The sequence below is a fragment of the Brasilonema bromeliae SPC951 genome (assembly GCF_012912135.1).
Lineage (GTDB): Bacteria > Cyanobacteriota > Cyanobacteriia > Cyanobacteriales > Nostocaceae > Brasilonema > Brasilonema bromeliae.
In genome coordinates, this window is the sequence record NZ_QMEB01000064.1 from 10,691 (window position 1) to 25,154 (window position 14,464).

General features: G+C 43.0%; 12 protein-coding genes. 6 read left to right on the plus strand and 6 right to left on the minus strand.

The features are described from left to right. The first annotated feature begins 64 nt into the window (after positions 1-64). From DP116_RS10585 to DP116_RS10605, 5 genes are all read left to right on the plus strand, one after another. Positions 65-346 (plus strand): DUF433 domain-containing protein, encoded by a 282-nt coding sequence (locus DP116_RS10585; RefSeq protein WP_169155151.1) that lies wholly within the window; start codon positions 65-67, stop codon positions 344-346. Beyond that, positions 343-690: a DUF5615 family PIN-like protein gene (locus DP116_RS10590; RefSeq protein WP_169155152.1), complete on the plus strand. Its 348-nt coding sequence runs from the start codon at positions 343-345 to the stop codon at positions 688-690. The genes DP116_RS10585 and DP116_RS10590 overlap by 4 nt, the downstream gene beginning before the upstream one ends. A gap of 319 nt (positions 691-1,009) precedes the next feature. After that, on the plus strand, positions 1,010-2,590 hold the full coding sequence (locus DP116_RS10595) for a M16 family metallopeptidase (protein ID WP_169155153.1): 1,581 nt from the start codon (positions 1,010-1,012) through the stop codon (positions 2,588-2,590). Positions 2,591-2,689: 99 nt separating this feature from the next. Beyond that, a complete protein-coding gene (locus DP116_RS10600; RefSeq protein ID WP_169155154.1) occupies positions 2,690-4,300 on the plus strand; it encodes a M16 family metallopeptidase in 1,611 nt (536 codons plus the stop codon). A 478-nt stretch (positions 4,301-4,778) separates the two neighbouring features. Then, positions 4,779-5,816 (plus strand): SGNH/GDSL hydrolase family protein, encoded by a 1,038-nt coding sequence (locus tag DP116_RS10605; protein ID WP_169155155.1) that lies wholly within the window; start codon positions 4,779-4,781, stop codon positions 5,814-5,816. A gap of 125 nt (positions 5,817-5,941) precedes the next feature. Here DP116_RS10605 and DP116_RS10610 read toward each other — a convergent pair whose 3' ends face one another. Further along, positions 5,942-6,421 carry a hypothetical protein gene (locus DP116_RS10610; RefSeq protein ID WP_169155156.1) on the minus strand — a complete coding sequence of 160 codons (480 nt, stop codon included), beginning with the start codon at positions 6,419-6,421 and terminating at the stop codon, positions 5,942-5,944. A gap of 370 nt (positions 6,422-6,791) precedes the next feature. Between DP116_RS10610 and DP116_RS10615 the strand changes: the two genes are divergently transcribed. Continuing rightward, complete coding sequence (locus tag DP116_RS10615) at positions 6,792-8,078, plus strand: hypothetical protein (RefSeq protein WP_169155157.1); 1,287 nt, start codon at positions 6,792-6,794, stop codon at positions 8,076-8,078. A gap of 61 nt (positions 8,079-8,139) precedes the next feature. On the opposite strand, the gene DP116_RS10620 is transcribed toward DP116_RS10615, so the two are convergent. The 5 genes from DP116_RS10620 to DP116_RS29950 all read right to left on the minus strand — a co-directional run bounded on the left by DP116_RS10620 (position 8,140) and on the right by DP116_RS29950 (position 14,456). Beyond that, positions 8,140-9,288 (minus strand): SpoIID/LytB domain-containing protein, encoded by a 1,149-nt coding sequence (locus tag DP116_RS10620; protein WP_169155158.1) that lies wholly within the window; start codon positions 9,286-9,288, stop codon positions 8,140-8,142. 159 nt (positions 9,289-9,447) lie between these two features. Further along, the gene (locus tag DP116_RS10625; RefSeq protein WP_169155159.1) at positions 9,448-10,242 is read right to left on the minus strand and encodes a DUF928 domain-containing protein; all 795 of its coding nucleotides are present in this window, start codon (positions 10,240-10,242) and stop codon (positions 9,448-9,450) included. Positions 10,243-10,379: 137 nt separating this feature from the next. Beyond that, positions 10,380-12,755, minus strand: coding sequence for a CHASE2 domain-containing protein (locus DP116_RS10630; protein WP_169155160.1), 2,376 nt, complete (start codon positions 12,753-12,755; stop codon positions 10,380-10,382). A 131-nt stretch (positions 12,756-12,886) separates the two neighbouring features. Further along, positions 12,887-13,855, minus strand: coding sequence for a DUF1822 family protein (locus DP116_RS10635; RefSeq protein WP_169155161.1), 969 nt, complete (start codon positions 13,853-13,855; stop codon positions 12,887-12,889). 451 nt (positions 13,856-14,306) lie between these two features. After that, on the minus strand, positions 14,307-14,456 hold the full coding sequence (locus tag DP116_RS29950) for a DUF4351 domain-containing protein (protein WP_339381425.1): 150 nt from the start codon (positions 14,454-14,456) through the stop codon (positions 14,307-14,309). Positions 14,457-14,464: the final 8 nt, after the last annotated feature.

Below are 14,464 nucleotides of genomic sequence, written 5' to 3' on the forward strand. Positions count from 1 at the left end.
ATGCGACTCATCAACAAAATCGTTACAATTAATCCTGACGGTTTTCTCTAGATAAAAAGCAGCAATGGTTCAAGCAACAGAACATCTTTATATAGTTAGAGACAATCATATTCTAAGTGGAGAACCAATTATCAAGGGAACTCGTACACCTGTTCGGGCAATTGTTGAAATTTGGCGAATGGGTATTGCTCCTGAAGAAATTCCGAAAGGTATGCCTCACTTAACGTTGGCACAAGTATTCAATGCTTTGAGTTACTACAGTGATCACCAAGATGAGATTAACGATTATATTGAACACAATCGAATCCCTGACAATCTAATAGATCCGTTAGTTAAAGACCTATGAGTAGTTTGTTCATCCGCTTATATTTGGATGAAGATGTCAATATATTGGTGGCAGACTTATTAAAAGCAAGGGGTTTTGATGTTGTGACTACACGAGATGCAGGACAACTTCATGCAAGTGATTCACAGCAACTTGCTTATGCTATCAGTCAAGGAAGAGCGTTAGTTACCCATAATCGAACTGACTTTGAAGCACTCATACAGGCTTATTTCGTATCCGTTCAAATGCATTGTGGTGTAATTCTTGCTGTTCGTCGCTCCCCTCAAGACATTGCACAACGACTATTAGTCATATTAAATCAAGTGACAGCAGACGAGCTGCAAAATCAGGTGCGGTACATCTGAGTGATTCAGCCCTTGGTGATATCCAGAATTTTTGTAAATAACATTTTATATCAGGATATTTTGCTGACAATTTCTGAATATCATGACAAAGAGCCGTCTTGCCGCATCTGGAATCCGGATACGTGTTTGTGTTTCTAAGAATAGAGGAAAATTAAAAATTCGCAGAATCAAAAGCTTGTGAGATATCTGGAACAGGATGTCTCGCATTATTGTCTAAGGTTTAATGCAAGAACGACAGAAAACTTAATACAAGACTAAAACCCTCTTGACTGACTACACTGTTTCTATTGTCAAGAAAACTTTACTTTTATTTTCGTGTATGAACAAGCGCAGTTACTTATACCAAAGAAAAGTTAAAAACAAAGCAAGTCAACTTTTCGTATCTTTTGTTATAGCAGTCCTTCTTTGGTGGGAATTACTACCGGGAATCGCTTTGGCAAAGACTCAGACTCCAGCGCCTGCTGAAAATTCGATTCAACCTTATTTGAATCGGGTGATGAAGCAGTTGAGTGAGTTCCGCCTCGACAATGGTATGAAGTTCATTGTCTTGGAAAGACATCAAGCGCCGATAGTTTCTTTTCTGACTTATGCTGATGTTGGTGGTGTGGATGAACCAGATGGAAAGACTGGTGTAGCCCACTTTCTGGAGCATTTGGCTTTTAAAGGTACAACGCGCATAGGTACTTCTAATTACCAAGCAGAAAAACCACTACTTAATCGTTTGGATCAATTGGCAGAGGAAATTATAGCAGCAAAAGCGGCTAATAAAAAAGATGAAGTTGCTAAATTAGAAACCCAGTTCAAGAAAATAGAAGCACAAGCGGCTAAACTCGCCAAGCAAAACGAACTAGGACGAATTGTGGAACAGGCGGGAGGCGTGGGTTTAAATGCCAATACCTCTACGGAAGCGACTCGTTATTTTTATAGTTTTCCTTCTAATAAGTTGGAACTGTGGATGTCGTTGGAATCAGAAAGATTTCTGGATCCTGTGTTTCGGGAGTTTTACAAGGAAAAAGATGTCATTTTAGAAGAGCGACGTATGCGGGTGGAAAACTCTCCCATCGGAATCATGATGGAAAAGTTGATTGATACATCTTTCAAAGTCCATCCCTACAAGCGTCCAGTGATTGGTTACGACCAAGATATCCGTAACTTAACACGGGAAGATGTGCAGAAGTTTTTCAATGCGTACTATGTCCCCAGTAATTTGACTATTGCTGTTGTTGGTGATGTCAAGCCCGCTGAGGTTAAAAGACTAGCACAAATTTACTTTGGGGGTTATAAGGCAAAAGAAAAAGCAGTTGCTCAAATCTCTGTAGAACCAAAACAAACACAAACGCGAGAAGTGAGTGTTGAACTACGCTCTCAACCCTGGTATCTGGAAGGTTACCATCGTCCCGCAATGACTCATCCAGATCACGCGGTTTATGAAATTATTGGTAGCTTGCTCAGTAGTGGGCGTACGTCGCGACTGTATAAGTCTTTGGTGGAAAAACAGCAGTTAGCGCTCACAGCACAGGGTTTTAGTGGATTCCCAGGAGATAAGTATCCAAATTTGATGTTGTTCTATGCTCTCACAGCTCCGGGTCACACGGTTGATGAGGTGGCTGTGGCTCTGCGTCAGGAAATTGAGAGGTTGAAGACAGAGCCAGTGTCTGATACTGATTTGGAGCGCGTAAAAACACAAGCGCGGGCGAGTTTGTTACGCATACTTGATTCCAATATGGGAATGGCACAGCAGTTGTTGGAGTATGAAGTGAAAACTGGCTCTTGGCGGAATTTGTTTAAGGAGTTGGATCAAATTGTAGCTGTGACACCTGCTGATATTCAACGGGTGGCGACAGCGACGTTTACAACGGAAAATCGTACAGTTGGTAAATTGTTGTCGAAGCAAAGTTGATTGACGGATAAGAGGAATGAACCGCTAAGACGAGCCAGCGCTGCAGGAGGGTTTCCCTCCGTAGGCGACTGGCGTAGCAAAGGGCACGAAGGAAGAGATATGAACAGATTTAGGGGCAGAAGGAATAAGAGAAAGGTGAGCCAGTGCGGTGGTGAGGCAGTCCGGTCTTGGTGGTTTCCCCAAGGAGGAACTGCCGAAAGGGTTCCCCGGCATAAAGCATCTGGCGAACCCGTAAGGGTGAGAAGTCTTTATTTGTTGCTAGTTTGTTTTGTGTTAGTTCCGTTGTTGTGTTTTGGAGTATACAACACATCTTGGGCGGCGACGGCGGCAAAGCATTACACAGAGTTGCAGCTTCCACCACTACCTCAGGTGAAGATACCGAAGTATGAGCGGTATGTGATGAACAATGGCATGGTTGTGTATTTGATGGAGGATCATGAGCTACCATTGGTGAGTGGTTCGGCTATAGTACGTACGGGCGATCGCTTTGAACCCGCACAGAAGGTTGGTTTGGCTCAGTTGACGGGTGTTGTGATGCGTTCTGGAGGAACAACCAAGCATACACCGGATCAACTCAATCAGATCTTGGAGCAACGCGCGGCAATGGTTGAAACTGGCATTGGTGAAACTGCTGCTAATGCTAGTTTTCAGTCACTCAGTGAAGATTTGGAAACGGTTTTTGGGTTGTTTGGTGAAGTTCTCCGCGAGCCAGTTTTCGCGCAGGAAAAGTTGGATTTGGCGAAAACACAGTTGCGGGGTTCTATCGCTCGTCGCAATGACGATCCAGATGATATTGCAAGTCGGGAATTTCAGAAACTAATTTATGGCAAAGAAAGTCCTTATGCCCGTACTCAGGAGTATGCAACGCTGAATAATATTTCTCGTGCGGATTTAATCAAGTTTAAGCAGCAGTCTTTTTATCCCAATAATATGATTTTGGGAATTGTGGGGGATTTTGACTCTAAGAAAATGCGATCGCTTATTCAAGCTCAATTTGCTGACTGGAAACCCAATCCCAATTTGGTTAAACCTCAGTTACCGAAAGTGTCGCAAAATAAACGAGGTGGTGTGTTTTTTGTCAATCAGCCACAACTGACTCAAAGCAATATTCTCATTGGACATTTGGGAGGACAGTTTAATAGTCCTGATTATCCAGCGCTGGATGTGTTGAATGGAGTGTTAAATGGCTTTGGTGGACGCTTGTTTAATGAAGTGCGATCGCGTCAAGGTTTAGCTTACTCAGTTTCCGGTGCTTGGAGTCCCCGATACGACTACCCTGGAATGTTTGTTGCCGGTGGACAAACACGCTCGAATGCGACAGTGCAATTCGTCAGGGCACTACAGCAAGAAATCAAGCGCCTACAAACTCAAAGCGTCATGCCACAGGAGTTAGCTTTTGCGAAAGACTCTACCCTCAACTCGTTTGTTTTCAATTTTGAAGATCCTGGGCAAACTTTATCACGCCTCATGCGGTACGAATATTATGGTTATCCGTCTGATTTTCTCTTTCGCTATCAAAAAGCAGTAGCCGCAACCACAGCGGCTGATGTACAGCGAGTTGCGAGAAAATATCTCAAACCAGACAATTTGGTGACTTTGATAGTCGGGAATCAAAGCGCTATTAAACCACCACTAACACAATTAGCAACACAAGTAACGTTAATAGATGTGACAATTCCTGGTTCACCAACACAAGCAGCGACAAATTAATCAATATCTTAACATTTCCACACAGTAGGGGTGATTCAGAAATAGCCCCTATTTTTTTAATAGCATGAGCGGAATTCAAAAGACAAAGCTTTTTTATAGCAGGAAACTCTTAACGCTTAACTCTTAACAGGCGTGTGATTGTCTCTTAGTGTCCGTGTTTTCTCATTAGTTCATGTCCTAATCTACCTGGCAACTGCTATAGTTTTTAGTTTTGTTTCGTTAAGTGACTTGAAGTATTCACAGTTTGTTTACCAAATTATTGTAAATTATAAAAAAGTGGTAAAAATAAACATTGATAACTATCATATGTGGTAACTTTTGGATTAAACTCTTGGTACATTAGTACATAAAATTACTCAAACAAAAGTTATCAGGATTTGTTTTTCAAGCATATACAGGGAAACTTTTTAACAAAGCTAGGGCGCTCGCTATTTATCAAGCTTAGTAAGTAATCAAAAATACGAGGAACTGAATAAGTATGAAAAAACAACTGATGACAGCAGGATTTGTCCTCTTCGGTTTAACTTTGCCACTCAAGGCTTCGGCTGCTGGTTTTAGTCAATTTAACGTATTCGGTGACAGCCTTTCTGATACTGGTAATGTATTCACTGTTTCTCAGCAAAACTCACCTACAGGTCCCATTCCCCCAGATCCGCCCTATTTTCAAGGACGGTTTTCTAATAATAAGATTTGGGTGGACTATCTTGGACAAGATATAGGATTGACTCCTACATTATTTGCTAATCCAAGTACTAAGACTCCAACCCAAGGTATCAACTTTGCCTTCGGTGGTTCTCTCTCTGGTGAAGACAATGCTTTCTTTCCAGGCGCACCAGGAGTGCTCAAGCAAGTCGGCTCCTTTGTGGGAAATAACCAGAAGGTAGATCCAAATGCACTCTATGCTGTGTGGGGAGGTGGAAATGATTACTTGTTCGGTCAGAATCCTAATCCTAATCAAACAGTTAGTAATTTATCAAATGCGGTAGGAGCACTTGCCCAAGCTGGTGCAAAAAATATTTTGGTATTTAACTTGCCAGATTTAGGCAAGACTCCGCTTGCAGTGAGAACTGGAAATACTAGCAATTTAACGACTTTAACTAATGCTCACAATGCAGCATTGGCATCAGCTTTGGGTCAATTAAATAACAACAACCCTAGTGTCAATATCATCCCTGTTGATATTAACTCTCTATTTAATAGGGTAATCGCCAATCCAGGAGAATTTGGGTTCAAAGATGTTAACACTTCTTGCGTCGTGTATGACATCAGGAACAACGTAGTGTTGAAAACCTGTAATAACCCAAACGATTATTTGTTCTTTGATGAGGTTCATCCCACTACAAATGCTCACAAGCTTGTAGCAGAAACAGCACTGGCGGCGATTAGGGCTAAGTCCGTTCCTGAATCCTCCACAGCATTAGCTCTATTATCGCTTGGTGCTTTGGGTGCAGCCGCAATGCTCAAACGCAGACAAAAAAGAGTCAGCCCTGAGTTTAGTAGCAAGTCAAATTTATAACTGGGTTACTATAGCAGATTTCGTTTGAATCACATACACAATGTCGTATGTAGAGACCGTACAGTACGGTCTCTACTGTATTGCACGCAACTTTGTTTTTAATTCACCTCAGTCAACAGCTCAAACTATTTCTCCGGAGATTTCAAAGCCTCATCTAAAACTTGTCTAGCTTGTTCTGCTTTTGCTCTTGCTTCTTGATAACGCAGATTAGCTTGAGCATAATTTTTGAGAATTTTAAAACCTTCCTTCAGGCGAGCAATTTCCTCCTCAGTCACAGTATTATCTGAAAATAAAACGTCAACTGCCTTACGAACTTCCATAGCTTCAGTGCGTGACTCCTGCACTTTCAACTTAAGCGTGGCTAGGTTGCTCAAAATTTGGACAGCCTGTGTAATAGCGTCCTCATCGCCAGCAGTATCTGTTGGTGTTTCTTTGACTTCAATGAGTTGTTTGGGACCAAATCCATCTTCCAGTTCCGTTGGTAATTTCCCTTCATCCAGCAGTTTCATTAACTGATCCATCGCTTTGTCGCGGGCTTTGGCTGAATCTTTACCAGCAACGGTGAGGATAATTTCTGGACTTTGAGCAAGAGTGTACTGAACCATAATTCGGCAGAAAATTTGCAAGTAAACCAAGCCAGGGTAATAATCTTAACGCGAAATCAAGCTGCAAGACCATTAAATGATCCACTGTGCAAGAATAACTGTTCGTTAAATCAGTGAACAGCTACCTACGCAGCTACCTACGCAGTGAACAGGAACTGGTAACTGATAACTGGTAACTGGTAACTGGTAACTGATAACTGATAACTGATAACTGTTGAACAGGATCGGGATAATTTCCCTTAATTGAGGAAAATCAAAGAGCGATGTCAAGGTTTTTCTTTATCGCCTCTGGTAAGATATTTCCAAGTTTTTAAAAATCAAACTTTATACTGGAAGAGGTAAGAGTATTTTTCGCTGTGAGGGAAGAGCAATGGCTCCAAATCCCACCATCATGCAAGCTGTCGAACAATTGGGTTACCGCGTCACTGTTGGAGATGTGGCAACTCAGGCAGGATTAAATGTCGCTCAGGCAAGTCAAGGGTTATTAGCTCTTGCGTCTGATGCTGGCGGACATATGCAAGTGAGTGATACGGGTGACATTATTTATTTATTTCCAAAAGACTTCCGGTCAATATTACGGAATAAGTATTTGCAATTACAATTACAGGAGTGGTGGAAAAAAGTTTGGAAGATTCTATTTTACCTAATTCGGATATCTTTTGGAATTTTCTTGATTGTTTCCATCGCCTTAATAAGTATTAGCATTATTTTAATGATCTCAGCGCTGAACTCAGACCGTGATAACGACAATAGAGGTGGCGGTTTTAGTGGTGGCTTCTTCTATTTTCCAGATTTATTCTGGTATCTCAGTCCAGATTATGACGCCCGTCAGAGGGAAAGACGCCGCGAGAAAAGCGATCTCAATTTCTTTGAAGCCGTATTTTCGTTTTTGTTTGGCGATGGTAACCCCAATACCAAATTAGAAGAACGCCGTTGGCAAGAAATTGCTGCGGTGATTCGTCATAACCGGGGTGCTATTGTAGCCGAACAAATTGCACCATATCTTGATGATATAGGAGAAGGTTCTGCAAGAGAGTACGAAGACTATATGCTACCTGTTCTCACTCGCTTCAATGGACAACCCAAAGTTAGTCCCGAAGGAGAGATTGTTTATGACTTTCCAGAGTTGCAGGTGAGTGCAGCCAAAAAATATCGTCAGTCTGTGTCAGCTTATTTGGAAGAATTTCCTTGGCGCTTTAGTGCGGCGAGTTCAGGACAAATTCTGCTGAGTGCAGGGTTGGGTGTTGCAAATTTTGTTGGTGCATTAGTGCTAGGAAGTTTGTTGAGAAATGGTACAGTAGCTGCCCAAATAGGTGGACTCGTTGCTTTTGTACATGGAATTTATTGGCTATTACTGGCTTACGGAACAGGTTTTTTAGTTGTTCCGTTAATACGGTATTTTTGGATTGGGTGGCGCAATAGCAAAATTGCTGAACGTAACGGCGATCGCCTATCCCGCGCCAGACAACTAACAGACCCAGACTCTGCGTTACAGCAGAAAATAGCTTATGCTCAGCAGTTTGCAGCAGAAAAAGTCCTTGGTGATGAAGATTTGGTCTACTCTACTGAAACTGACTTATTAGAACAGGAGGTTGAACGTTCTCAAAAAATTGACGCTGAGTGGCAAAAGCGATTGGAGCGAGGGAGTGGGGAGTAGGGTAAAGATGAGGGAGATGAGAATTTTGAATTTTGAATTGTCTTATCCCCCTCATCCTCGTCTACTTCTTAACCTGAATAGGTGCTAAAGCAACACCCTTGTAATAGTAATTCAAAATTTGCAGGTGGTTGTATCCCCGCGATGCTAGATTATAAGCTCCCCACTGACTCATGCCTAAAGCATGACCATAGCCAAGCCCTGTGAGTGTAAAGCTTCCATTCCCGTTGCTGACGGTAAAGCGGGTGCTTTTTAGCCTAAGAGCTGTACGCACATCTTCACCCCTGAGTACTTTCTCACCCTTGTCACCAACTATTTTCAAAGCTTTCACGCTTCCGAAAGGTGATGTACTCTCAGGAATCATTTGCTTGACATTTCCAATTTCTGGCATTTGGGCGCTAATTTCCGCTGGGGAAAAAGTTCTGCTCCAGTTACATTCTCTGATATTTTGGTCAAAATCTGGAACAGCACGCAGGTATGGCTGAGCACTTCCCCAAACATCTTCCGAGTTTTCAGTGTGTCCGCCAGAACATGCGTGGAAGACAGAGAGAATAACCCTATTTCTGTAAGTCAGTACTTTCCCATCTGTAGCATCGACTGCAGCGTAGGTACTAGGAGATTCACTGCTGACACCTTTGTAAATTTGCCAACGGTCTGGCGAAGCACCCAAATCATAAAGGGGATTATTGCGCTGTCTCTCACGCTCGTAAAGAGCATATGTACGGGCGGCGATCGCCTGAGCTTTCAGGGCTTCCAAGGGCCACCTAGAGTCCATTTCGCCACCGATAACGCTGTAGAGATATTCCTCCAAAGCAACCCAGTTAACAACAGATAAACCCTTTTGTGAAGGAACAACAAGAGTTCTGCCGCGATACCAGCGATCGCCAATATAAACAAATCCCTTACCTGTTGGCTCAACCCAAAACAGATTAGAGCGCCACTTATCCAAAGCAACTCCACCAGGAACAGCTTGAGCAGAGTAAGGACTCATTGCTGGCAATTCTCCCACAGTACGACCACTACTATCTTTGATCACCGCAGTGGTAGAACTACCGACTTTCACCTGATTGACGTCCCTTTGAATTGCCACACGCAGGATGACAGATGATGCTTGAGATGGGGCAACCATAGCTATCCATATGAGGATACCAAGCCACCAATGGCGTCCTTTGACGTTAGAAAATAAAGAGGCTAGGAACACTTGGAATTTCATGTTGACAATTACAGTTACACCTATATTAGGTTTGACGCTTGCTTTTGCAGTAGTTTCCTTTCAGGTAGGATTTTAACTCCATCAAATGATAGATGAACTACCACAAGCAAGCAACACTATGTTGTATAGCGTCTGTCATTTGAGCGCTCAATTTTGAAATTACCTGGAAATCAGCGGTTTGGCGGCAAAATCACCCAAGCCGATCATGGAAAGCAAATCCTGCCACTCTTGCTCAAGAGTCAGATCTTGGGGATTTTTTTGACGCAATTGTGCCACTGTTGTTAATGCCTCATACCATATTCCATTGCTCGCATAAATAGCAACTTGCTGTCTTGGCTGTGCTTGCTGGAGTTGCTGAACAATTCCCTGATTCAAGTTGACTCGTTGTATGACTCCTTCAACATAAACCGGGCTTTGTTGCTTTTGGCGCTCGCAGTAGACATTCAAAAACCACCGGTACTGTTTACCTGTAATCAGTGGGGAAACAGTAGCAGGTAAAGAAACGTTTATGACTCCAGGTTGACTTGGTAAGGTAATCTCCTGTCGGTAGACTGGATTTGATTCTGCATCAAGCAACACAAAATCAGCGGGGTAAGCAGAATCTTTGACATAAGGTGTGTAGAACCAGAAAGTTGGGCGTTCTGCTGTGGTTTGTCCCCAAACATTCATCACCGAAGTTGGTTGCTCAATCAAAGGAACTAAAGCCGTGAGTCCAGGTTTAGCAACTGGACATTGACCGCGACTCGCTCCCCCATAGCGACGACCACCAGGAGGCTGTCCTGGCGGAAGTGGAGGTAGAACCAGGCGCAGAGGCTGCTTACGAGAAGAGGTTGTTGTTAAGGGTTTTGATTGTGATGCAGATTGAGCGATCACCGATGTTGTGCTGGGGAGCAAACTTAGGTACCCGACGACAACTGCCAACAACAGTTTCATCGGTTGTAAAATCATTTTCATAAATCACTTTTAACTGTTGAGTGTTAAGTAGATGGGTGTAAATAAATATAAGATGGACTGTCATTGCGAGGAGGAACGACGAAGCAATCCCATTGATTGCGATTGCTTCGTTCCTCGCAATGACATATTACATTTAATTATGTCTGCCTACTTAACTGTTGAGTTTTGACTATGAATAATCTCGAATTTTGAAAGAAAACGATGCTCATTGTTCCGACAAGTGCTAACGCTGAAGGTACAAACGGCACCCAATATCCTTGGATGAGTAGACCAAAGCAGACGACGTAGAGAACTCCAGAACAGACAAAGACGAAAAGTGTCAGTCTGGGGAGTACACGCACCCGCCAAGCCAGAACTCCTCCAACCACAGAAGCGCCACAAATCCAGATCACCTCACCCCACAATGACCAAACTTGCAACAAAGGACGTTTATCGAGGACAGCGCTGAGGAGTTGGCTAACCATGTGTGCTTGTACAAGCAATCCTGACGTTCGCTGATCAAAGTGATTTTCATATGGTGTGCCCCAATAGTCACTACGCTCTCCTTTAGATACAACACCAATTAGGACAATTCGGTTTTTTATAGCATCTGGATGAACCTGATTTGATAAAACTTGTGTTAGCGTCACCTGTTGAGCAATGTTCTTGGAAGAACGATAGTTCAGCAAAATTTGACCACCATTAGCATCAATGCCTTGATATCCGCCACTGTGAGAGTTCAAACGAGGAAAAACAGTATTGCCAAGCTGCAAATCCCCTTGTGTGGTGAACTTTGGTTGAATTCCCTTGTCAGCAAGCAAATAACGAAATGCTAGCTGTGCACTGAATGCATAATCAGCAGCACACGCAGAAACAGCCTCCTGTTCCATAAACAGGAGATGTCGCCGTACCACGCCATCAGGATCATGAATAAAGTCGCTAAATCCCAGGCGTTCTTTTGGGATTTCCGGTGGCGGCGCAGTACTCTTAACAGGTATTGCAGCATCACTATGCTTGCAAACCCCAATCAAATTTTCAGTTTGTTTGAGACGAAAAGTTAAATTTGGGTATTGCGCTTTAAAATCTCGGTAGATATCCAAGCCAATAGCATAGGGTTCGTACTGCTGAAGTTTCTCCAAAAGTTTATTGAGAGAGATATCTGAGAGAGATTTTCCAATCACATCCTCGCCCCTCTGCCGTTGAGCATCAATATCTGCATCATCAATTGCTACCACCAGCAGGCGTGGATCGCTTTCCTCGTGGAAGATGAGGGAACGTAGACGCATCATCTGGTCAAAAGCTTGAAGTTCACTCATTTGCACTAACCCCAAAAACCTCAGTCCACAAACTAGGACACTGATCACCACTGAGGACAACAACGCTACAGCAAATCTGGGTGGAGGCGGTGGGGGAAGAGGCGATCGCTCTAATGGTTCTGGTACTTCCACCTCAACCCTACCCGTAATCTCAGGCCAAGTAGGAGGAATTTGTGCGAGATTTTGACAAATGATTGGTAACCAAGTCGCGCAGGGAAACTTGTCCTCAAGACCTTGCAACCGTTCCCGTGCTTCCCGCACTGCTTGATAAAAGGACTCACCTCCAGCAAACCCTTGTAGAAAATACTTCAAAAATTCCTGTGCGACTAAGTCTGGAACCGGTTCGCGCATAACAATCATCTGCGGAATTTGTAAATCAGCCAGTTCTCGCGCCAGTCCGAGTCCATCGCAAGAGTTGAAGATTGCCAGTTGCAGTCCATGTTGCACAGTTTTTCTTAGGGCATAGCGTAATTCGCTGATGGTGAGACTATCGGTTTTATTCAGGTAGATTCGCCCAGATCCATCTTTGCCATGACTTGAACTGTGTCCAGCAAAGAAAAGAATATCCCAGCTGTTACCCCAGAGAAAGTCAGTCAATTCTTTGCGTTGAGGTTCCACCAAAAACGTGACATCTGCATCTGTTAGCTGTTGCAGTAAAGCACGGTCAACCTCTGTGTCAATCCCCTGACTATTGCCAACAATAGCTAAAATACGAACTTTGTTATTAAGTGTTTTCTGGGAAGAGATCTTTTCGTATGTAGGCGATGCTAGCGCAAATTCAGCTTTTGGATATCGTTCTAGTAAATCCCACAAATGCCAAGGTAAACGTTGTAACTGAGTATCTTCAGTTTGTAAAATGACCCGTATTTCATCCGTAGGCAATAATTTTTCTAGCCATTTCTCGCGGATGGGGCGAAATTCTTCTGTTCGTAGCCACGTGTTGAAGCGCGATCGCAAAATATGAGCAATATTGTCACAGTCTTGGGTGACGGACACATTTGTCACCTGCATTTTATCAGCAGACAAACGATAACAATTACCCAACTTTAGATAACTAGACTGCCAGTGACTATAGTACAGTGGCATTTCTCCTGCCGCAGGTAACTTACCCGTGATTTCAGTTGAGGGACGTTCACCTTCTTCACCGATTTGTAGCGTTACGGGAAACCCCTGCTCAAAGCTACCATCTGCAAATTTCAGAACCACTAGCTTGCCCATAATTGAAGCAAAAGTACACGAAGTTGGGAAGCAGAATCATTTTTGAGTTTTCAACGGCAGTTACACTCAACAGCGCGCTGACTCACCAAGGGTGCACTGCCTTGTCTTGACTTTTGACTCTTGACTCTTGACTAAATGACAAAGTTCTCTGTGACACTTGCATCATTCAATGATACTTTAACGCTAAATTGCTCTGCTGGTTCACCTCTAAATTGTAATTGCAGGTAATTATCTGCACTTCTGGCTTGAGTTTCCAAAAAAACGGCTCCAGACTCATCTAGCACCGTTAGTTGTACTCCTGGTATAAGATAATTTTGATTACCAGTAGGATGCAACTGAAGACGAATGCCAGTTTGTTGATCAGTTTTCGGTCGAATTTCGACAATTAATATGACGGGTTGATTGGCAATTTGGATTCCTAAATCAATCAACTTCGCCCGTCTGGTAAGTGCTTGTGTTTTATTAGTATCGTTTTGCACAAGCGTATCACCATTGCGAAAAGCATAACCTGGTCTAATTTCCGGCTGATTCCACAAAGATTCTACTGTTTGCCAACCAGCATCGAAGATTCCAACCAACCACTGGCTCAAATTCACCAATGTCCTGATCGGTGTTTGTCGCAGCTGTGCGAGATATTCGATAAAATCTTCTAAGGGTTGCAGTTGACTTAAAGGTAATTCTTCAGTTGCCACATTACGAACAAACCCTAGTAACTTTGCTTGCTGAAGCGATTCATCTATTTGGACGACGACATAACCCACTCGTTCTTCCCAAGTTTCTGGGGGAATGTAACATATTTCTTGTGCAAAACGCACGGGACGACACTCTAGACGCCCTATTCCCAGCAACTCCAAGTCCGCCACATCAGTACATAAACGCAGAACAGAGTTCCAACTGTCACTTTTTGTTAACTGGGTGGGAATATCCATCATTTCCAAATATTCATTCACCACCCATACACAAAGCGTATTTAGTCGAACTTGTTCGGCTTTTTCAGGAGTCGGTTGCTGATTGGCGAACTGCTGGGCAGTTCTGCACGCTGCTTGAGTTATAGGCAACGTTAAAGCTAAATCATCTAAATTGTGGTTGGTGCGCCTCATATGAAATCCCCAGTGAAGAACGCTGCTACATACATATCGTTTAAAGGCATGCTATTTACGCAAGAGCAAAAAAAAGCAATATTTCAATTTAAAAGCTAAATTAAGCGTCTTACCAATAGAGTTGGGCAAAATATTGTAATAATTTTTAACAATTTATGACAAAAAAATCCCCCACATCTGTACCGGCAAACACAGGATTAGTAATCAAGTGTTGACAGATGTAGGGGAATAATTTACTCGGATTTTGGTTAACCAACTATAGGAAGCAAAGAACCTTATTTAGTATTCCCATCGGAAATTGAAAAACGATCCTCCACTTCTGCTGAGAAGTCGGGGATCTTTTTTCTCGTGCCTGTAGGGTTGAGTACTCCCCTTGGGCAAAAATGGACATCCTAATGCCTGTGAAAGTAATAGTGCGAGCATAAAGAGCGAACATTTGCGATGCTCGCTGTTAATCTCGCGGATTAAGTTGAGGTGAAGAAATATTTGTGAGGTAATTGACTAAATCGCTGGGATTAAAGAAATCCAACAGCGCCTCAGCTAACTCCTCTAGCTGAGTAATGGATAAACTGCGAATCTGCTGTTGTACCTCCGCCTCAATTGCACCAA